The organism is Oceanospirillum sediminis, from assembly GCF_014164585.1.
GTDB classification, from domain to species: Bacteria; Pseudomonadota; Gammaproteobacteria; order Pseudomonadales; family Halomonadaceae; genus Oceanospirillum; species Oceanospirillum sediminis.
This window is the reverse complement of sequence record NZ_JACJFM010000049.1, coordinates 1-20,562: the sequence shown is the minus strand read 5'-3', so window position 1 is coordinate 20,562 and position 20,562 is coordinate 1. Positions and strand designations below refer to the sequence as shown.

16 protein-coding genes are annotated in these 20,562 nt (G+C 47.8%); 13 read left to right on the top strand and 3 right to left on the bottom strand.

Annotation, left to right across the window (positions count from 1 at the left end; translation table 11 throughout):
- Positions 1-2: 2 nt before the first annotated feature.
- The 7 genes from sdhA (at position 3) to sucD (ending at position 10,531) form a co-directional block, all read left to right on the top strand.
- Positions 3-1,778 (top strand): succinate dehydrogenase flavoprotein subunit, encoded by a 1,776-nt coding sequence (gene sdhA, locus H4O21_RS21985; RefSeq protein ID WP_182811240.1) that lies wholly within the window; start codon positions 3-5, stop codon positions 1,776-1,778.
- A 21-nt stretch (positions 1,779-1,799) separates the two neighbouring features.
- A complete protein-coding gene (locus H4O21_RS21980) occupies positions 1,800-2,501 on the top strand; it encodes a succinate dehydrogenase iron-sulfur subunit (protein WP_440590224.1) in 702 nt (233 codons plus the stop codon).
- Positions 2,502-2,736: 235 nt separating this feature from the next.
- Complete coding sequence (locus tag H4O21_RS21975; RefSeq protein WP_182811235.1) at positions 2,737-5,580, top strand: 2-oxoglutarate dehydrogenase E1 component; 2,844 nt, start codon at positions 2,737-2,739, stop codon at positions 5,578-5,580.
- A gap of 93 nt (positions 5,581-5,673) precedes the next feature.
- Positions 5,674-6,888 carry a 2-oxoglutarate dehydrogenase complex dihydrolipoyllysine-residue succinyltransferase gene (odhB, locus tag H4O21_RS21970; protein WP_182811232.1) on the top strand — a complete coding sequence of 405 codons (1,215 nt, stop codon included), beginning with the start codon at positions 5,674-5,676 and terminating at the stop codon, positions 6,886-6,888.
- A 43-nt stretch (positions 6,889-6,931) separates the two neighbouring features.
- The gene (lpdA, locus tag H4O21_RS21965; RefSeq protein ID WP_182811229.1) at positions 6,932-8,371 is read left to right on the top strand and encodes a dihydrolipoyl dehydrogenase; all 1,440 of its coding nucleotides are present in this window, start codon (positions 6,932-6,934) and stop codon (positions 8,369-8,371) included.
- A 115-nt stretch (positions 8,372-8,486) separates the two neighbouring features.
- Positions 8,487-9,653, top strand: coding sequence for an ADP-forming succinate--CoA ligase subunit beta (sucC, locus tag H4O21_RS21960; RefSeq protein ID WP_182811226.1), 1,167 nt, complete (start codon positions 8,487-8,489; stop codon positions 9,651-9,653).
- A 2-nt stretch (positions 9,654-9,655) separates the two neighbouring features.
- On the top strand, positions 9,656-10,531 hold the full coding sequence (gene sucD / locus H4O21_RS21955) for a succinate--CoA ligase subunit alpha (RefSeq protein ID WP_182811224.1): 876 nt from the start codon (positions 9,656-9,658) through the stop codon (positions 10,529-10,531).
- Positions 10,532-10,744: 213 nt separating this feature from the next.
- Here sucD and H4O21_RS21950 read toward each other — a convergent pair whose 3' ends face one another.
- A complete protein-coding gene (locus H4O21_RS21950; protein ID WP_255487420.1) occupies positions 10,745-11,323 on the bottom strand; it encodes a hypothetical protein in 579 nt (192 codons plus the stop codon).
- A 234-nt stretch (positions 11,324-11,557) separates the two neighbouring features.
- Here H4O21_RS21950 and trhP point away from each other — a divergent pair, with 234 nt between their 5' ends.
- From trhP to cysQ, 3 genes are all read left to right on the top strand, one after another.
- Positions 11,558-12,940 carry a prephenate-dependent tRNA uridine(34) hydroxylase TrhP gene (gene trhP, locus H4O21_RS21945; RefSeq protein WP_182811221.1) on the top strand — a complete coding sequence of 461 codons (1,383 nt, stop codon included), beginning with the start codon at positions 11,558-11,560 and terminating at the stop codon, positions 12,938-12,940.
- Between the two features lie 14 nt (positions 12,941-12,954).
- Positions 12,955-13,869 (top strand): prenyltransferase, encoded by a 915-nt coding sequence (locus tag H4O21_RS21940; RefSeq protein WP_182811218.1) that lies wholly within the window; start codon positions 12,955-12,957, stop codon positions 13,867-13,869.
- Between the two features lie 80 nt (positions 13,870-13,949).
- Entirely contained in the window at positions 13,950-14,789 is an 840-nt protein-coding gene (cysQ, locus tag H4O21_RS21935) for a 3'(2'),5'-bisphosphate nucleotidase CysQ (protein WP_182811216.1), read from the top strand.
- A gap of 36 nt (positions 14,790-14,825) precedes the next feature.
- Here the strand turns inward: cysQ and H4O21_RS21930 are convergent, their stop codons facing one another.
- Entirely contained in the window at positions 14,826-15,980 is a 1,155-nt protein-coding gene (locus H4O21_RS21930; RefSeq protein WP_182811213.1) for a GGDEF domain-containing protein, read from the bottom strand.
- Positions 15,981-16,376: 396 nt separating this feature from the next.
- Between H4O21_RS21930 and H4O21_RS21925 the strand changes: the two genes are divergently transcribed.
- Together H4O21_RS21925 and H4O21_RS21920 are read left to right on the top strand one after the other, a co-directional pair.
- Complete coding sequence (locus H4O21_RS21925) at positions 16,377-17,888, top strand: fumarate hydratase (protein ID WP_182811210.1); 1,512 nt, start codon at positions 16,377-16,379, stop codon at positions 17,886-17,888.
- Positions 17,889-18,152: 264 nt separating this feature from the next.
- Positions 18,153-18,941: an enoyl-CoA hydratase/isomerase family protein gene (locus tag H4O21_RS21920; protein WP_182811208.1), complete on the top strand. Its 789-nt coding sequence runs from the start codon at positions 18,153-18,155 to the stop codon at positions 18,939-18,941.
- Positions 18,942-19,043: 102 nt separating this feature from the next.
- Here the strand turns inward: H4O21_RS21920 and H4O21_RS21915 are convergent, their stop codons facing one another.
- A complete protein-coding gene (locus tag H4O21_RS21915) occupies positions 19,044-19,514 on the bottom strand; it encodes an Mpo1 family 2-hydroxy fatty acid dioxygenase (RefSeq protein WP_182811205.1) in 471 nt (156 codons plus the stop codon).
- Positions 19,515-19,670: 156 nt separating this feature from the next.
- On the opposite strand from H4O21_RS21915, the gene H4O21_RS21910 reads away from it, so the two are divergent.
- A complete protein-coding gene (locus tag H4O21_RS21910; RefSeq protein WP_255487419.1) occupies positions 19,671-20,333 on the top strand; it encodes a DUF938 domain-containing protein in 663 nt (220 codons plus the stop codon).
- Positions 20,334-20,562 lie beyond the last annotated feature (229 nt).

The window sequence follows — 20,562 nt, the reverse complement described above, 5'->3', positions numbered from 1 at the left end:
GAATGTCAGCAAATCTTCGTACACTGAATTTTGATGCCATCATTGTAGGTGGTGGTGGTGCCGGTATGCGTGCGGCACTGCAATTATCTCAGTCCGGTAAAAAAACCGCTCTGATCACCAAGGTATTCCCGACGCGTTCTCATACGGTATCAGCTCAGGGTGGTATCACTTGTGCCATCGCAAGTGCTGATCCGAATGATGACTGGCGCTGGCATATGTACGATACCGTTAAGGGTTCTGATTATATTGGTGACCAGGACGCTATCGAGTACATGTGTTCTGAAGGCCCTAAAGCGGTATTTGAACTGGAGCACATGGGGCTTCCTTTCTCCCGCTTTGATAATGGTCGTATCTACCAGCGTCCTTTCGGAGGTCAGTCCAAAAACTTTGGTGAGGGCGGTCAGGCTGCACGTACCTGTGCTGCTGCAGACCGTACAGGCCATGCTCTTCTGCATACGCTGTATCAGGCTAACTTGAAAAACAACACAGTATTCCTGAATGAATGGTATGCAGTAGATCTGGTTCGCAATAAGAGCGGCGATATCTGCGGTGTTATTGCCCTGTGTATCGAAACCGGTGAAACCGTATTCGTAAAAGCAGCGGCAACTGTACTGGCAACCGGTGGCGCAGGCCGTATTTATGCCTCTACAACAAACGCGTTGATCAATACCGGTGACGGTGTTGGTATGGCCCTGCGTGCTGGTATTCCTGCTCAGGACATGGAAATGTGGCAGTTCCACCCGACCGGCATTGCCGGTGCAGGTGTACTGGTCACAGAAGGTTGTCGTGGTGAAGGTGGCTATCTGGTCAACAAAGATGGCGAGCGTTTCATGGAGCGTTATGCGCCTAACGCAAAAGACCTTGCAGGTCGTGACGTTGTCGCGCGTTCTATGGTTATGGAAATTCTGGAAGGCCGTGGTTGTGGTGAAAATGGCGATCACGTATTCCTGAAGCTGGATCACCTGGGTGAAGAGGTTCTGAATAAGCGCCTGCCGGGTATCAGTGAGCTATCTAAGATTTTTGCTCACGTTGATCCGACTAAAGCTCCGATCCCGGTTGTACCGACCTGTCACTACATGATGGGTGGGGTGCCAACTAATGTACATGGCCAGGCTATCGCCCCTGACGCTGACGGCAATGATCATATTGTTCATGGTCTGTATGCTGTAGGTGAAGTGGCTTGTGTATCTGTGCATGGTGCAAACCGTCTGGGTGGTAATTCTCTGCTGGATCTGGTGGTATTTGGTCGTGCGGCCGGTATCCATATTGAGAAAGCACTGAGTGAAGGCATGGACTACGCTGAAGCTGACGAAGCGGATATTGATCGTGCTATGGCGCGTCTGAATCGCTGGAATGGTTCTACCGATGGTGAGAGCGTTGCTGAGCTACGTGCTGAGCTGCAGACAACCATGCAGAACTACTTCGGTGTATTCCGTACTGAAGAGTACATGCAGAAAGGTATTAAAGAACTGGCTGACCTCCGTGAACGTATTGCTAATGCTAAGCTGGATGATAAATCTCAGGCATTTAATACGGCTCGCATCGAGGCGCTGGAACTGGATAACCTGCTGGAAGTAGCAGAAGCGACAGCGATTGTTGCTGAGTACCGTAAAGAAAGCCGTGGTGCACACGCTCGTGATGACTATCGTGATCGTGACGATGAAAACTGGCTGAAGCACTCAATGTACTTCCCTGGTGAAAAACGTGTAGGTAAGCGTGATGTTAACTTTGCGCCTAAGACTGTACCTGCGTTCCAACCAAAAGTACGTACCTACTAATTTACGGGAGTAAGCCAAATGCTGGTCGTTAGTGTATATCGCTACAATCCGGAAAAAGATTCTGCTCCGTACATGCAGGAATTCCGTGTAGATACCAAAGGCGCTGACCTGATGGTGCTGGATGTACTGCATCTGGTTAAAGAGCAGGATAATACGTTTGCCTATCGTCGTTCTTGCCGTGAGGGTGTATGCGGCTCTGACGGTATGAACATGAATGGTAAGAATGGCCTGGCGTGTATTACCGCGCTGTCCGAAGTGGTTACTGAAGATACGCTGGTTATTCGTCCTCTTCCTGGGTTACCGGTTATTCGTGACCTGGTTGTTGATATGTCTCTGTTCTATAAGCAATATGAACGTATCAAGCCGTATCTGCTGAATGATACTCCGGCACCTGCTATTGAGCGTCTGCAGGCTCCGGAGGATCGTGACAAGCTGGATGGACTATACGAGTGTATTCTATGTGCTTGTTGTTCTACTTCTTGTCCGTCGTTCTGGTGGAATCCGGATAAGTTTGTTGGGCCTTCTGGCCTGTTGCAGGCTTACCGCTTCCTGGTGGATAGCCGTGATACCCAGACTCGTGAGCGACTGTCTGAGCTGGACGATCCGTTCAGTGTATTCCGTTGCCGCGGTATTATGAACTGTGTGAACGTATGTCCGAAGGGACTGAATCCGACTAAGGCTATCGGTCATATTCGTGACATGCTGTTGCGTAATGCAACCTAGTGTTTACCGCAGATCATCAATACAATAATAACTCTATTGTGTTTACCTCCGGGTAAACACCTGTGGTCGCTGCAGTCTGCGCTCAAAAGGTGCGGATTGCAGCAAACGTAAAAAATGACTTGGGGAATGGGGCCTGGCCCTGATCTGCAGAAGGTAAGGCACGCTACCTTTTTTTGACCGGAAACAGACTCTGCGGTCACTGCGGATTACAGTTCCTCGTGCAGGGTGACTAAGAATGCAAGAAGGCATAATGGAGTTGATGTGGAGCTCTTCCCACGTCTACGGGGGCAATGTGTCCTACGTTGAAGGGCTTTATGAGCAGTATCTGCTTGATCCGAACGCAATTCCTGAAGAGTGGAGGAACTACTTCGACAAGCTTCCCAGAACTGAAGGCACCGGTTCTACCGATATCCCCCTCACACCCATCCGTGAACACTTTGATTTGTTAGCAAAGAATAAGCATAAAGCTGCTCCAGCTGGTGCAAGTTCTGTTAGTACTGAACATGAGAAAAAACAGGTTCGTGTACTGCAGCTGATCAACGCTTACCGTTTCCGTGGTCATCAGAAAGCGAATATTGATCCACTGGGTCTGATGCAGCGTGAACCTGTTGCGGATTTAGAGCTGGCCTACCATCAGCTGACAGCAGCCGATCTGGATACCACTTTCCAGACTGGCTCACTGTTTATTGGTAAAGATGAAGCCCCTCTGCGTGAAATTATTGAAGCGCTGGAAAAAACTTACTGCACGACAACCGGCGCTGAGTTCATGCATATTGTGAACACAGAAGAAAAACGCTGGCTGCAACAGCGTTTTGAAAGCGTGCGTTCTGCACCTGCATTCGGTGCAGAGGCTAAAAAGCATATTCTGGAGCGTCTGACCGCTGCGGAAGGTATGGAAAACTATCTGGCATCCCGCTATCCGGGCACCAAGCGTTTTGGTCTGGAAGGTGGTGAATCCTTTATTCCAATGGTTGATGAGCTGATTCAGCGCTCAGGTTCCTTTGGCGTTAAGGAAGTGGTTATTGGCATGGCTCACCGTGGCCGTCTGAACCTGCTGGTAAATATTCTGGGTAAAAACCCTGCGGAACTGTTTGATGAGTTTGAAGGTAAAAAACTCATGCATGATGGTTCAGGCGACGTTAAATATCACCAGGGATTCTCATCCAACGTGATGACCACTGGCGGTGAGGTTCACCTTGCACTGGCTTTTAACCCGTCTCACCTGGAAATTGTTTCTCCGGTAGTTGAAGGCTCCGTTCGTGCCCGTCAGGATCGTCGTGACGATTTTGAGGGTGATATGGTTATGCCTATCGTGGTACATGGTGACTCTGCGTTTGCAGGTCAGGGTGTGGTGATGGAGACATTCCAGATGTCCCAGACCCGTGCTTATAAGACCGGCGGTACCATCCATATCGTGATCAATAACCAGGTTGGTTTCACCACCAGCAAGCCGGAAGACACTCGTTCTACGGAATACTGTACTGATGTGGCTAAAATGGTTCAGGCGCCGATCATTCACGTTAATGGTGATGATCCTGAAGCGGTGATTCATGCCGCTCAGGTGGCAGCAGACTATCGTCAGCAGTTTAAGCGCGATGTGGTGATTGATCTGGTATGTTACCGTCGTCGTGGCCATAACGAAGCGGATGAACCATCCGGTACACAGCCACTGATGTACCAACAGATCGCTAAGCAGCCAACCACCCGTAACATCTATGCTAAGCGTCTGGTCGCAGAGGGTGTGCTGACTGAAGCAGAAGATAAAGATCTGATGGAAGATTATCGTTCTGCACTGGGTGATGGACGTCACGTAGCTAAAAGTCTGGTTAAAGAGCCAAACAAAGAACTGTTTGTTGACTGGACGCCTTATCTGGGGCACGAGTGGACATCCGAGTATGATACGTCTCTCGAGTTTACTCACCTGCAGAGCCTGGCAACTAAGCTGTGTGATATTCCTGATGGCGTTAAACTGCAGCGCCAGGTCGGCAAAATTTATGAAGACCGCCGTAAAATGGCAGTGGGTGCGATGCCGGTTAACTGGGGCTTCGCAGAAACACTGGCGTATGCGACCATCCTTGATGAGAAACATCCGATTCGTATCACCGGTCAGGATGTGGGGCGTGGTACTTTCTCACACCGTCATGCTGTGATCCACAGCCAGACGGATGCCAGTGTTTATGTTCCTTTACAGAATCTGTCTGATGATCAGCCTTCAATGACCATTCACGATTCTTACCTGTCGGAAGAAGCGGTACTGGCATTTGAATATGGTTATGCGACTACGACGCCTGGTGCTCTGGTAATCTGGGAAGCCCAGTTTGGTGATTTTGCGAATGGTGCTCAGGTTGTAATTGATCAATTTATTACCAGTGGTGAGCACAAGTGGGGGCGTTTGTGTGGCCTGACAATGCTGCTGCCTCACGGTTATGAAGGCCAGGGGCCCGAGCACTCTTCTGCACGTCTGGAGCGTTATTTACAGTCGTGTGCTGAGCATAATATCCAGGTGGTTGTACCGACAACACCTGCTCAGGTATATCATATGTTGCGCCGTCAGGCGGTACGACCGCTGCGTAAACCTCTGGTGGTGATGTCTCCTAAGAGTTTGCTGCGTCATAAAGATGCAACTTCAACTATGGAAGAGCTGGCCAGTGGTACTTTCCAGACCATCATTGATGAGGTGGATAGCACAATTGATAAATCTCAGGTTAAACGTCTTATTCTGACGACCGGCAAGGTTTATTACGATCTGGCTAACTACCGTAAGGAAAATGAGCGTACTGATACGGCTATTATTCGTATTGAGCAGTTGTATCCGTTCCCAGAATCCTACCTGGATGAGATTGTAGCGCAGTATCCAGCGCTGGAGTCAGTAGCATGGTGTCAGGATGAACCCCTGAATCAGGGCGCCTGGTACAGCAGTCAGCATCATATGCGTCAGGTGATGAATCGCTATCGTCATGGACTGGGTTATGAACTGAAATTTGCGGGCCGTGATGCATCTGCTGCACCGGCCTGTGGTTATACCTCGGTTCATGCTGAGCAGCAGGCGCGACTGGTTTCCGACGCATTTAACAGCTAATTAAATTGATCATATTAAGCGCTCTTCACTAAGAGAAGAGCGCAACAGATTTTGTTTGTGCAAACAAAAGAACAACCCAGTAAAGGACCGAACATGGCTACTGAAATTAAAGCACCCGTCTTTCCAGAGTCCGTTGCAGACGGCACTATCGCAACCTGGCACAAGCAACCTGGTGAAGCGGTTGCTCGTGATGAACTGCTGGTTGATATCGAAACTGATAAAGTCGTTCTTGAAGTACTTGCTCAGGCTGATGGTGTCATTAAAGAGATCATCAAAAATGTAGATGAGACTGTTCTGAGTGATGAAGTGATTGCTATCTTCGAAGAAGGCGCGGTGGCCAGTGCTGCTACTCCTGCTCAGACGGTTGAAGAGAGTGCTTCTGCTGAAGAAGAAACTGTACAGGTAGGTGATAAGATCCTGAGTCCTGCTGCCCGTAAGCTGGCGCAGGAAAATAATCTGGATATTGCTAAGCTGAATGGCACTGGCAAAGGCGGCCGTGTCACAAAAGAAGACGTAATGAAAGCGGTTGATGCGGGTACAGCTAAAGCGGCAGCAGCCTCTGCAGCAGCGCCTGCAGCCCCTCAGGTTAATGTAGAAGCTGGGGAGCGTGTTGAGAAGCGTGTACCTATGAGCCGTATGCGCCAGACCATTGCTAAACGTCTGGTTGATGCCCAGCAAACCGCGGCGATGCTGACCACTTACAACGAAGTGGACATGAAACCAGTCATGGAGCTGCGTAAGAAGTACAAAGATATGTTCGAGAAGAAGCACAACGGCGTACGCCTGGGCTTCATGTCATTCTTTGTGAAAGCGGCAGCAGAAGCACTGAAGCGTTTCCCTGATGTAAATGCATCGATCGATGGTACTGATATCGTTTATCATGGCTATTACGACATCGGTGTAGCGGTATCTACAGAGCGTGGTCTGGTTGTGCCAATTCTGCGTGATACTGACACCATGAGCCTGGCTGATGTAGAATCCACCATCGGTGATTTTGCTAAGCGTGGTCGTGAAGGTAAGCTGGGTATTGAAGATATGACTGGCGGTACATTTACTATCACAAATGGTGGTGTTTTCGGTTCTCTGATGTCAACCCCAATTCTGAATCCACCTCAGACTGCTATTCTGGGTATGCACAAGATCCAGGAGCGTCCAATGGCAATTAATGGTCAGGTTGAGATTCGTCCAATGATGTATCTGGCTCTGTCCTATGATCACCGTATGATCGATGGTAAAGATGCTGTACAGTTCCTGGTTACCATCAAGGAGCTGCTTGAAGATCCGGCGCGTATCCTGCTGGAAGTTTAAGAACAGCGTTTATCACTAATGACACGAAAGACAGGAAAAAAGAATGTCTGATAAATATGATGTAGTTGTCATCGGTGCAGGTCCTGGCGGGTATGTGGCAGCAATCCGCGCTGCGCAACTGGGCCTGAAAACTGCGTGCGTTGAGAAATGGCTGAACAAAGAAGGTAAACCTTCCTACGGCGGTACTTGCCTGAATGTAGGTTGTATTCCTTCAAAAGCTCTGCTGGAAGCTTCTCACAAGTACGCTGAGACCAAGCATGACTTTGCTGATCTGGGCATTGAAATCTCTGACGTCAAAATGGACGTTAAGAAGATGGTTGCCCGTAAAAATACCATCGTAGGTCAACTGACTCAGGGTATCGGCGGCCTGTTTAAAGCTAACGGTGTTACTCCTCTGCACGGTACGGGTAAAGTTCTGTCTGGTAAGAAGGTAGAAGTAACCGGTCACGATGGTTCTGTTCAGGTTGTTGAAGCAGAAAACATCATTATTGCTTCTGGTTCTGTGCCAGTCGAAATTCCACCAACGCCCCTGACTGAAGGCCTGATTGTTGACTCAACAGGCGCTCTGGACTTTGAAGAAGTTCCGGCTCGTCTGGGTGTAATCGGCGGTGGTGTTATCGGTCTGGAACTGGGCTCTGTATGGCAGCGTCTGGGTTCAGAAGTGACTGTACTGGAAGCTCAGGACTCTTTCCTGGCGACAACTGACCAGGAAATTGCGAAAGCCGCGAAGAAGATTCTGACTAAGCAGGGTCTTAATATCGAGATTGGCGCTCGTGTTACTGGCTCAGAGATCAACGGCAATGAAGTTGTTGTGACGTATGCAGATGCTAAGGGTGAGCAGCAGAAGACATTTGACAAACTGATTGTCTGTGTGGGCCGTCGTCCATATACAGAAGCACTGCTGGCTAACGACAGTGGTGTTAATCTGGATGAGCGTGGTTTCATCTACGTTGATGATCATTGCCGTACTTCTGTACCGGGTGTATTTGCAATTGGTGATGTTGTTCGTGGACCTATGCTGGCGCATAAGGCATCTGAAGAAGGTGTAATGGTTGCGGATATCATTGCTGGTCATAAAGCTGAAATGAATTATGACGTTATTCCGGGCGTTATCTATACTTTCCCTGAGATTGCTTCTGTAGGTAAGACTGAAGAAGAAGTCAAAGCAGAAGGTACTGAGTACGAAACCGGAACCTTCCCGTTCCAGGCAATCGGTCGTGCAATGACCAACGGTTGTACGGACGGCATGGTTAAGATCATTACTGAGAAAGCGTCTGATCGCATTCTGGGTATGCACATTATTGGTCAGAACGCTGGTGAAATGATTCATCAGGGTGTAATTGCAATGGAGTTCGGTTCCAGTGCAGAAGACCTGGCCCTGATGTGTTTTGCTCACCCGACACTGTCTGAAGCTGTTCACGAAGCAGCTCTGGCCGTTGACGGACACGCGATCCATATGCCAAATCGCAAAAAACGTAAGTAAGATCGTTTAAGCGAAAAGAAATTAGAAAATTACGGGCAACCGTAGCAGGGGGCGGTACCTGACCCCAAGGGGTGCCGCCAATAGTGTTAGTGCACAAAAAAAATGGCTTAGCAGTATGAATCTTCATGAATATCAGGGCAAACAGCTTTTTGCCTCATACGGACTGCCTGTATCTACGGGTATTGCAGTAGATACCCCGGAAGACGCCGCAGCAGCATGTGAAAAAATCGGTGGTGATAAGTGGGTTGTTAAAGCACAGGTTCACGCTGGTGGCCGTGGTAAGGCTGGTGGTGTAAAGCTGGTTGACAGCGCAGATGAAGCAAAAGAGTTTGCTGCTAACTGGTTGGGTAAAAACCTGGTAACTTATCAGACTGACGAAAATGGCCAGCCGGTTGCTAAGATTCTGGTTGAAACGTGTACCGATATTGCTAACGAGCTGTATCTGGGTGCAGTTGTTGACCGTTCAAGCCGTCGTATCGTTTTCATGGCATCGACTGAAGGTGGTGTGGAAATTGAGAAAGTTGCTGAAGAAACTCCAGAGAAAATTCTGAAAGCAACCATCGATCCTCTGACTGGTGCGCAACCATATCAGGGACGTGAGCTGGCATTCAAACTGGGTCTGGAAGGTGTTCAGATCAAACAGTTTGTACAGATCTTTATGGGTCTGGCTAAAATGTTCCAGGAAAAAGATCTGGCATTGCTGGAAATTAACCCTCTGGTTATCACTGACGAAGGCAACCTGCACTGTCTGGATGCTAAAGTAGCGATCGATGGTAACTCGGTATACCGTCATAAGGATCTGCAGGAAATGCACGATCCATCTCAGGAAGATGAGCGTGAAGCGCGTGCGGCTGAGTGGGATCTGAACTACGTAGCTCTGGATGGCAGCATCGGTTGTATGGTAAACGGTGCAGGCCTGGCAATGGGTACGATGGATATCGTATCTCTGCACGGTGGTTTCCCGGCTAACTTCCTGGACGTTGGTGGTGGCGCGACTAAAGAGCGTGTAACTGAAGCGTTCAAGATTATTCTGGAAGACAGCAAAGTTAAAGCTGTTCTGGTTAATATCTTTGGTGGCATCGTACGCTGCGACCTGATCGCAGACGGTATTATCGGCGCAGTTAAAGAAGTGGGTGTAAACGTACCTGTAGTGGTACGTCTGGAAGGTAACAACGCAGAACTGGGTTCTCAGCGTCTGGCTGAATCTGGTCTGGATATCATTGCGGCTACTAGTTTGACTGATGCAGCTCAGCAAGCAGTTAAAGCAGCGGAGGGTAAATAATCATGTCCGTACTGATTAACAAAGACACCAAAGTAATCTGTCAGGGTTTCACTGGTGGTCAGGGTACCTTCCACTCTGAGCAAGCAATTGCTTACGGCACCAAAATGGTTGGTGGTGTAACGCCAGGTAAAGGTGGTACTGAACACCTGGGTCTGCCAGTATTTAATACTGTTGCTGAAGCTGTTGAAGCAACAGGTGCTGAAGCGTCTGTTATCTACGTACCGGCTGCCTTCTGTAAGGATTCTATCCTGGAAGCTGCAAATGCAGGCATCAAGCTGATCGTATGTATCACTGAGCACATTCCTGTTATGGATATGCTGGAGTGTAAAGTGGTTTGTGACCAACTGGACGTACGTCTGATCGGTCCTAACTGCCCGGGTGTTATCACTCCAGGCGAATGTAAGATCGGTATTATGCCTGGTCACATTCATCTGCCTGGTAAAGTTGGTATCGTATCCCGTTCCGGTACCCTGACTTACGAAGCGGTTAAGCAGACTACTGATGCTGGTTTCGGTCAGTCTACTTGTGTTGGTATCGGTGGTGACCCGATTCCTGGTTCTAACTTCATCGACATTCTGGAAATGTTCGAAAATGATCCACAGACTGAAGCGATTGTAATGATCGGTGAGATCGGTGGTTCTGCTGAAGAAGAAGCGGCTGCTTATATCAAAGCTAACGTGACTAAGCCTGTTGTGTCTTACATCGCTGGTGTTACTGCACCTGCAGGTAAGCGTATGGGTCATGCTGGTGCGATTATCTCCGGTGGTAAAGGTACTGCAGATGAGAAGTTTGCAGCACTGGAAGACGCTGGTGTTAAGACTGTTCGCAGTCTGGCGGAGATCGGTAACGGTCTGCGTGAGGTTACTGGCTGGGAATAATATTTCCTGTGCTTAAGTAGGCTCTACAAAGGCGATCTTCGGATCGCCTTTTTTATTGCCTGTTATTCAGGGGAGAAATGTTCTCTGGGAAAAGATCAGTGACAGGCGATAAAAAAGGCCAGCAGATGCTGACCTTTTTTGCATGTTTGGCAACCTGAGTGATGCCTTAAGGCTCAGTCTTAGCCAGGATCTCTTGCTGCCGAATCAGAAGGCTTACATTTGGCCGTAAGCTTTTTTGAACGCAGCAATCAGAGCATCTGGACGCTTCTTCTTATTACTCTTATTCAGTACATAAACAACGGTTTCACCAGCTGGACCAGCACCGATCTGAGTAAAGCGGTAAGGTGCTTCACCGACTGCACGTACATCATTCATATCTTCCAGCGTGCTGAAGACATAGATGCGACCTTCAACCCGAGCTTCACCGTAGAACATTTCTGGCTGCAGCTTACCATCATACATATCAACGCTTGGGATATCAGAGCGCTTTTTCTTATCTTTGCCTGTCAGACCAAAGACCAGAGTTTCACCCTTGGGACCAGAAGCGATGCGCTTGTATGCATATGGTGTTTCGCCATGCTGCAGGAAGTGCTTATAGCTGTCTTTGTCATAGAAGAAGTACATACGGCCATCTTCATGATGAACTTCATACAGGCTGGAAACCTGTGCTGTTACCTGTTGTACTTTTTCTTCTTTTGCATCATTTGCAGCAGTCTGCATCTGAGAACATGCTGTTGCACCGACCAGAGCACCAGTGACAAACATCGCTTTAAAGAGGGTGTTCAGTTTCATTACCTGAATCCTTTAATTTATTGATATCGTTAACAAAGCAGAATAAGAAACTTATATTTCATAACTGTTACGTTTTTTTTGCGTCTGTTTTACAGTGATGGATATGACTTGATAGCGGGACTCTTTCGATTTGTGCTTGCTATGGTAGAATCGCCGCTCTTAATTTTCCGTGTGCAGTGCGCGTTATCTTCATAGGGTGAATCTGGCCTGCAACCAGACACCGAAGAGGTTGTTATGTTTAAACCTGAACTCTTATCCCCGGCGGGTACTTTTAAAAATATGCGTTATGCGTTTGCCTATGGCGCTGATGCGGTGTATGCCGGTCAGCCCCGTTATAGTCTGCGTGTACGTAATAATGATTTTAAGCTGGCTAATCTTGAGCAAGGGATTCAGTACGCCCATGAGCGTGGTAAGCAGTTCTATGTTGCAAGTAATATTGCACCTCATAATGCCAAAGTCCGCACTTACATGAAAGATATGGAACCCATCATCGATATGAAGCCTGATGCTCTGATTATGTCAGATCCGGGGCTGATAATGATGGTGCGTGAGCGCTGGCCAGATCAGGTGGTTCACCTGTCGGTACAGTCTAATGTGGTGAACTATGCTGCCGCTAAATTCTGGCACCAGCAAGGCGTGAAGCGTATCATTCTGTCTCGTGAGTTATCTCTGGAAGAGATTGAAGAGATACGTAATGAGTGTCCGGGACTGGAGCTGGAAACCTTCGTACATGGTGCCTTGTGTATTGCATACTCCGGGCGTTGCCTGCTATCCGGCTATTTTAATCACCGTGACCCTAATCAGGGAACCTGCACCAATGCCTGCCGCTGGAATTACAACACTATTCAGACCCAGACGGATGCTACTGGCGACCTGATTCCTGTATCTCAGGCTGATCAGTCTGCAGGACTCTGGGACCCTTCTATGGATTCTGCTTCTCTGACCTCTCCTGGTGCTGTGCATCACGATGATCAGAGCCAGGGCTTATCTGCTCTTATTGAAGAAGCATCGCGGCCGGGTGAGCTGATGCCCATTTTTGAAGATGAGCATGGCACCTATATTATGAACTCAAAAGATCTGCGAGCTGTGCAGCATGTTGAGCGTCTTACAAAGATGGGGATTCATTCTCTGAAGATCGAGGGACGCACCAAATCACACTATTATGTCGCTCGTACTGCTCAGGTTTATCGTCAGGCGATTGATGATGCGGCTGCAGGCCGCCCGTTTGATATGAAGCTGATGGATACTCTGGAGAACCTGGCACACCGTGGCTATACCGAAGGTTTCTATCGTCGTCATGTCCATGATGAGTATCAGAATTATGAAACCGGTAACTCAATTGGGGTAAATCAGCAGTTTGTCGGTGAAATACTGAACTTTGACAAACAGACAGGTATGCTGGAAATTGATGTGAAAAATCGCTTTGAAACCGGTGATACTCTGGAGTTGATGATGCCGGGTGGTAATCTGCGTTTTGAACTGAAAAATCTGGAGAACCGTAAGGGTGAGATGGTCAATGTTGCTCCGGGCAATGGTCATATTGTGAAATTACCTCTGGATCATGCAGTCAATGAAGCTGAGCTGGAATATGCTTTGCTGATGCGTGACCTGAAATAAGCTGAGGAAAGCAGATGGCCGATACGGCAAAGATGATGCAGGGTGTTGATGGCTGGCAAAAATACCGGCTGAACAGAGCATCCCGCCCATTTTCTATGGTGGTTGCTGTGGCCACCTGCCTGCAGGGTATTATTCTGGGCTGGCACGAAAGTGCACAGCCCTTTTTACTGGCATTTCTGATAATCTCTGGTGGTCTGTTACTGCAGCTGGCAGTTAATCTGATCAATGATCATTCGGACCTGGCTGAACTTGATCAGCGCTTCCCGACTGTTTCACCTGAGCAGAAGTATGCTTTGATTCAGCTTATCCAGCGAAATTACAGAGTAGGATTGCTATGCTTTTTTCTGGCAGGGATCTGTGGGCTGATCCTGATGCTTTTCAGAGGGACTGAGCTGGCAGTGCTATTTATCACTGGACTGGCAGGGGCTTACTTTTATACCCAGCCACCGGTCAGCTATAAAACCAGAGGATTGGGTATTCCCCTGGTATTCTGGCTGATGGGTGTCCTGATGATTGGTGGTGCCTACTATGCTATGGCAGGACGTTATCACGGAGATATCTTCCTTAATTCTTTACCTCTGAGTTTGCTGACTGCTTTATTGCTGCTCAGCAATGAACTCAGGGATTTTGAAAGTGACAGTCTGCAGGGGCAGAAAACACTGACGGTTCGCTGGGGATATGACAGATCATCCTGGCTTTATTATATTCTGATCTTACTGGTATATCTCTGGGTTCCGGGGGCTGCTATCAGTGGGGTGCATAATTTTCCATGGCTGACGTTACTGGCTCTGCCCTTATTGATAAAACCACTCAGGCTTATAGCAGAGCCTGCTGATCAGAGAGTATTACTGACACCTCTGACAGGCCGTTTTTATGCGGTTTTTTCAATGTTATTGTTAGTGGGTTATGGTCTGTTTCCAGCCAGCTAATGAGAACTGACTGTTAACCTCCGGTTGTTCTGATGAGCTGTGGGGTACCTCTGATCTTATGTATTTGTTAAGGAGATAATATGTTGTCTGATCCGGAAGTTCATGCATTACTGCCTGATGTTGTCCGTATTGCCAGAGAAGCCGGGGATGCGATCATGAACATCTATCAACAGGATGATCTGGGTGTTTCCCATAAATCGGATGATAGCCCTCTGACACTGGCTGATATTGCTTCTCATCATTGTATTGAGAAAGGGCTGACGGAGCTGTCATTAAGCTTACCGGTTTTGTCTGAAGAGAGTGATAATATCAGTTGGCAGGAACGCAGCCAGTGGTCTGACTACTGGCTGATTGATCCTCTGGATGGTACGAAAGAGTTTGTTAAGCGCAATGGCGAGTTTACCGTCAATATTGCGTTGATCAGTGATGGTATACCTGTACTGGGTGTGGTGTATGCTCCGGTTCCTGACCATATGTATCATGCCTGCAGGGGCAAAGGCGCCTGGTTTATAGCGCCAGGTGAAAAAGAAAAAGAGTTGCAGCTTGATCCTGACTTTATCCCTGAATGCTGGCGAATAGCAGGAAGCCGCTCCCATGCAAAAGAACGGATGGAGTCATTTGTACACTGTCTGCCAGGTGCCCAGAGTATCTCAATGGGCAGTTCTCTGAAGTTATGTTTTGTGGCAATGAATGAGGCTGACCTGTATGTGCGTTTCGGACCAACCTGTGAGTGGGATACAGCTGCGGCTCAGGCTATTGTTGAGCAGGCAGGTGGTCTGGTTCTGAATGATCAGCTTCAGCCATTGCGCTATAACACAAAAGAAAGTCTGTTGAATCCGGAGTTTGTGGTATGCCAGAAAATCAGTCCGGTCTGGCAGGATACTTTTCTGAATCTGGTTAAACCATTTGAAGCAACCTGATCTGTTGTTACTTCTGTTTATGGCGCCAGTCTGATATCAGGCTGGCTGGTTACGTGCACCAGAGATATATACGGTCTGATTACGACCACCCTTTTTAGCACGATACAAAGCATCATCTGCCCGTTTCAGAGTATTTTCTAATGGTTCTCCCCATCGATGCAGGGTGATACCTGCTGATAGAGTAAAGCTGAGCCCCTGTTCCAGCTCGTTGAAGCAGTGCGATGAAAACGATTGTCGAATCCTTTCGGCAACTTTGATTCCGCTCTCCTGGTTATTATGAGGAAGCAGCAGAATAAACTCTTCACCCCCATAACGCCCAAACAGGTCAGTGGTGCGTAAACAGGATGAAGCAATACGTGAGAACTGTTCCAGCACCTGATCACCACACTGATGGCCGTAACGGTCATTGATTCCTTTGAAATAATCAATATCAATCATACATAGAGCACAGGCCTGATAATTATCGATATTATGTAGCCTGGCTTCGGCTTCCTGGAAAAATCGCCTGCGGTTGAGAATGCCGGTCAGTTCATCGGTGCCGGCTATTTCATCCAGCTGTAGCATAGCTTGTTCCAGTTCCTCGTTGGTGCGAACCATCTTGTCATTACTGGCTTTCAGAACACTGCGTTGTCTCTTCAGGCGTTCGCTGAGTTTGCGTACATAGCTGCCAAACAGAGCAATCCATGTCTGGGCTGTCGCCAGAATGATCCATTGCATAATACTTAATTTCAGACTGGTGATTTCCGGACGAAAAGAGATATCAGCAATGATAACGGCTCCAAAGCACACCAGGCTCAGTAAACCGGCAAAGGCAAACTCCAGCATGCTGAGCTGGAATATGCCAAATAACATGACCATAACATAGAGAATCAGCAGAGCTCCCCTGACTTCGGGTAGCTCACTAATCACGAGGCTGAACCATATGATCGCTGTAGACATCTGTAACAATGTCATTGATGGATCATCCAGCTTAAGATTCAGATCGTAATGAATAATCAGCCAGAAGCCAGCCTGGGTGACTGCTGCTGTGATAATAAACAGAAAGTAGTGTTCCCAGCTGATGCTATTCAGCAGATTCAGCGTCAGAGCGCTGCCCAGAATGATCAGCAACATTCCATGTGAAAGAGCTGATATAACCAGGCGTCGTATCCTTAAGCGCTGCTCATGTCGTTGTCGATTTGATAAATTCATAGTTTTGTCTGTCTCTGACTGCTCCCTGTCATATCAGATGAATTCGTTTTACCTTGAATTATCCATTTGAAATGTATCTTTTTGCTTATTCTGGAGCAGGTACTCAAAAAACTCTGTCGCTAAGCTGTTAAGCGATGTTGGCTTTTGTAATCTTTGTGTATCGATGGTTGTCAGTGCTGAAGATTAAAATATGATTAAATGAGTCTGTTTTGTTTCGGCTAAAGTTGATGGACTCTTCATCATGATCATAATCAAAATAGTGTATAATGACGGGATTTACTGGAAGTCAGAAAGTCGCTCTGACAGTGCTCTGTTACTGCCAGACTGATGAATAAAAAAGTGTATCCGGTACAATCCCGGACATAAGCACAGACCGTGATAGGAGATGTTCCGAAGATGACGACTGTAATCCGTCAAGACGATATGATCGATAGCGTTGCGGACGCGCTGCAATATATTTCCTACTACCACCCGGTAGATTTTATTCAGGCGGTACACGAAGCCTACCTGAAAGAGGAAAACCCGGCAGCTAAAGACGCTATGGCACAAATCCTGATCAACTCACGTATGTGTGCAGAAGGTAAACGTCCTATCTGTCAGGACACAGGTATCGTAACTGTATTTGTAAAAGTCGGTATGCAGGTACAGTGGGAAGGCGATATGAGCCTGGAAGATATGATCAACGAAGGTGTACGCCGTGCTTATACGCACCCGGATAACGTGCTGCGTGCCTCTATTCTGGCTGATCCTGCTGGTGCGCGTAAAAACACCAAAGATAACACGCCTGCTGTGATCCACTACGAAATCGTACCGGGTAACACCGTAGATGTTCAGGTTGCTGCGAAAGGTGGCGGTTCTGAAAACAAATCCAAGATGGTGATGCTGAACCCATCGGATTCTATCGTTGAGTGGGTGAAGAAGACGGTACCTACTATGGGTGCAGGCTGGTGTCCGCCGGGCATGCTGGGTATTGGTATTGGCGGTACGGCAGAGAAAGCTGCGGTTATGGCGAAAGAGTCCCTGATGGATCCGATCGACATTCATGAGCTGCGTGAGCGTGGTCCTCAGAATCGTGCTGAAGAGCTGCGTCTGGAAATTATGGATGCGGTAAACGAGCTGGGTATTGGTGCACAGGGTCTGGGCGGTCTGACGACTGTTCTGGACGTTAAGATCAAGGACTACCCGACTCACGCAGCGTCTCTGCCAATCTGCATGATTCCGAACTGTGCGGCGACTCGTCACGCACACTTTGAGCTGGATGGTTCTGGTGCTTCACTGCAGACACCACCCGATCTGAACGACTGGCCTGAAGTGACCTTCGAAGTGGGTGAAAGCACGCGTCGTGTTAATCTGGACGATGTTACACCGGAAGAAGTACAAAGCTGGCAGCCTGGCGAAACTGTCCTGCTGAATGGCAAGATGCTGACTGGTCGTGATGCGGCTCATAAGAAGATGGTAGAGATGCTGAACGCCGGTGAAGAGCTGCCAGTAGATCTGAAAGGGCGCTTTATCTACTACGTAGGCCCTGTTGATCCGGTACGTGACGAAGTGGTAGGCCCTGCAGGTCCAACGACTGCAACCCGTATGGATAAGTTCACCCGCCAGGTGATTGAAAGCACTGGCCTGCTGGGCATGATCGGTAAATCTGAGCGTGGTCCGGTTGCGATTGAAGCAATCAGAGATAACAAAGCGGTTTACCTGATGGCTGTCGGTGGTGCTGCATATCTGGTATCCAAAGCCATTACTAATGCTGAAGTACTGGCCTTCCCTGAACTGGGTATGGAAGCGATCTACGAGTTTGAAGTGAAGGATATGCCTGTCACTGTTGCGGTAGATGCGAAGGGTGAATCTGTACATACGACAGGGCCTGCTAAGTGGAAAGATATTATTGCAGCAAAAAATGCATAACAATCTGTATACAGGCACCGCTATATTCTACGGTTGTTGACCGGAGAGTACAGCAATGCTGTTTGTCAGGTGTGTAATATCTGACAATATAAAAGAACCGGCTGCGGCCGGTTTTTTTATGCCTGCTTCAATGCGTAGCTTCAGGTGTTTTATTCAAACGAATAATATTTTTCAACCTGACTCTCAGGTCTTTTTTGACAGCATAAATACAGCTGTGAAACTCTGTTACCACTAATCAAAAAAATAACAGTAACGGAATTTTTTATGACTTCTCCGGTAATCTTTGAAATTGATAACCAGATTGGCTGGCTGACTCTGAATCGCCCTGAAGCCTTTAATTCGATGGATGAAGAGACGATGCGCCGTTTATCTGAAATCGCCAATCAGTGTTCATGTAATCACTCTCTCAGAGTGCTGGTTATCACAGGCAGTGGCGATAAAGCATTTTCAGCAGGCGGAGATGTTTCTGCTTTTGCCCGTGACCCGGAACATACCGATCAGTTACTGATGGATATGACAACTTATCTTCATAGTGCTATTGCCCGCTTTTCAGCGTTACCTTGCCCTGTGATTGCAGCGGTTAATGGTATGACTGCCGGTGCAGGGCTGGGAGTGATGGCGTGCTGTGATCTGGTGATTGCTTCGGAGAATGCTCGCTTTACCAGTGCTTACACTCAGATCGGTTTTTCACCAGATGGCAGTACTTCCTGGTATCTGACTCGCCAGATAGGTCCTCGTCGGGCCAAAGAGTTTTTTATCACTAACCGGATTCTGGATGCGGAGCAGGCACTGGACTGGGGGCTGGTTAATCGGGTTGTACCGGCAGAAAAACTGCTGGATGTGACAAAAGAACTGGCCATGATGCTGGCATCCGGGCCTACTCAGGCATATGGCAAAGTGAAAGAGCTGGTTGATCAGGCGCAGACAACGCCTCTGGTTTCTCAAATGGAGACAGAAGCCCGTGCTATTGCTTCTCTGAGTCAGACCTCTGATGGCAAAGAAGGTGTTCGGGCATTTATTGAGAAGCGTCCCGCGCGATTTACAGGGCATTGATGAGATGCCTGAACGTTGTTAAACAGAGTTGTCAGGCTGATGCTGACCTGCTCTGCTCTGTTGTTCATTCTGACAGATGCTGTTGAGCATCTGTCAGAACCTTTAATAGCGAATACCAAGCTTCTGATAGATAAAACTCATAAGCCAGGCAGGCCCTATTAACAGAAACTGCACATCCTCAAAAAAGGACGGTTTTTGCCCTTCTATTTTATGGCCGACAAACTGGAATACCCAGGCAATCACAAACAGAGCGAGACTGATTTGCCAGAGTTGTCCGGGCATTATCTGATCAATCTGCCAACAGATAGCAAAGCAGGATAAGCTGAAAACAGTCATGCCCAGTGTCAGAGCAACGCTGAGACGAAGATAAAACAGCAACACGGGTATCAGTAGGATACTGGCCCAGTTTACTCCGGGAACGGTCTGCAGCCAGGTTGGCAGGGGCAGACTCCAGAGTATTCCTGTAATGGTAAAAAATATAATTGGAACCATTAACCAGTGAATTTTCTTGTTCACAGGGTTCTGATGGCTTTCTCCGTACTGATCCAGCCATTGGCGTAATGTGCGGGACATAATATTTCCTCTGTTATTATTGTAATCGTATAGAGTTTTTAGTCTAAATCTTGTAAGTGTGCAAGTTCTTGCTGACTCGGATATAAACGGCCTTAAAAGATTAAGCGTTATGAGCTTATGATTATCATTGGTCTAAAGTACCTTGCCTGATAGAAAATGCAGGAATACTCTTTTGATATCCAGGTTGAACCCGACAACTCCAGTAAACAGGACCCGACTATGACTAAGCCTTTTTCTCAGGCCTGTGAAAATAATAAACTGCCGATATTGAATGTGCTGAAAGTTGCTTTTTCCCGCAGTCATAAAGTGCTGGAAATTGGTAGTGGCACCGGACAGCATGCTGTTTTTATGGCTGAAAACCTGCCTCACCTGCTATGGCAGTGTAGTGATCAGGCGATCTATCTGGAAGGTATTGAGCAATGGCGAGCGGATTATTCCGGAGACAATTTCCCTGAGCCATTAGAGCTGGATGTGACTCAGAGTGAATGGCCTGTACGCCGGGTTGATGCGGTTTTCAGTGCGAATACACTTCATATTATGTCCTGGCCTATGGTCGAACAGTTTTTCCGCGGTGTCAGAAAAGTGTTGCAGGCTGGTGGTGTTTGCTGCGTTTATGGGCCATTTAATTATGATGGTGAATATACCAGTTCGAGTAATGCTCAGTTTGATCAGTGGCTCAGACAAAGAGATCCGGCCAGTGGTATTCGTGATTTTGCTCAGATCGACCAACTGGCCAGAGAGGCTGGCATGTTTCTGGTTGAAGATCACGAAATGCCAGCTAATAATCGCTTATTACAGTGGCAGATGCTGGATATCTGATAAGGTTGTATTTTAATCCGCAGCCGTTAGCATACGACATCTCAGAAACAGATTCAGGCAGATTATTGTGACTCGATTTATTATTATTCTGGTTGTTATAGCCATTGCGTTTTTTATCTTCAAAAGAATGTCTGATGACACTGCTGTCCGGTTTAAAAAAACGGAAGGGGCTGGAGAGCTTAACCTCTGGGGATTACGGTAAAATAGCAGTTGTCGAGACAGCATTTTA

Bases quoted from the DNA above. Each gene is read 5' to 3' on its own strand.
- odhB (WP_182811232.1), top strand. From the start codon at position 5,674: ATGGCTACTGAAATTAAAGCACCCGTCTTTCCAGAGTCCGTTGCAGAC.
- H4O21_RS21910 (WP_255487419.1), top strand. From the start codon at position 19,671: ATGCAGGAATACTCTTTTGATATCCAGGTTGAACCCGACAACTCCAGT.
- H4O21_RS21925 (WP_182811210.1), top strand. From the start codon at position 16,377: ATGACGACTGTAATCCGTCAAGACGATATGATCGATAGCGTTGCGGAC.
- lpdA (WP_182811229.1), top strand. From the start codon at position 6,932: ATGTCTGATAAATATGATGTAGTTGTCATCGGTGCAGGTCCTGGCGGG.
- H4O21_RS21930 (WP_182811213.1), bottom strand. From the start codon at position 15,980: ATGAATTTATCAAATCGACAACGACATGAGCAGCGCTTAAGGATACGA.
- sdhA (WP_182811240.1), top strand. From the start codon at position 3: ATGTCAGCAAATCTTCGTACACTGAATTTTGATGCCATCATTGTAGGT.
- H4O21_RS21940 (WP_182811218.1), top strand. From the start codon at position 12,955: ATGGCCGATACGGCAAAGATGATGCAGGGTGTTGATGGCTGGCAAAAA.
- H4O21_RS21950 (WP_255487420.1), bottom strand. From the start codon at position 11,323: ATGAAACTGAACACCCTCTTTAAAGCGATGTTTGTCACTGGTGCTCTG.
- sucC (WP_182811226.1), top strand. From the start codon at position 8,487: ATGAATCTTCATGAATATCAGGGCAAACAGCTTTTTGCCTCATACGGA.
- H4O21_RS21975 (WP_182811235.1), top strand. From the start codon at position 2,737: ATGCAAGAAGGCATAATGGAGTTGATGTGGAGCTCTTCCCACGTCTAC.
- cysQ (WP_182811216.1), top strand. From the start codon at position 13,950: ATGTTGTCTGATCCGGAAGTTCATGCATTACTGCCTGATGTTGTCCGT.
- H4O21_RS21920 (WP_182811208.1), top strand. From the start codon at position 18,153: ATGACTTCTCCGGTAATCTTTGAAATTGATAACCAGATTGGCTGGCTG.
- trhP (WP_182811221.1), top strand. From the start codon at position 11,558: ATGTTTAAACCTGAACTCTTATCCCCGGCGGGTACTTTTAAAAATATG.
- H4O21_RS21915 (WP_182811205.1), bottom strand. From the start codon at position 19,514: ATGTCCCGCACATTACGCCAATGGCTGGATCAGTACGGAGAAAGCCAT.
- sucD (WP_182811224.1), top strand. From the start codon at position 9,656: ATGTCCGTACTGATTAACAAAGACACCAAAGTAATCTGTCAGGGTTTC.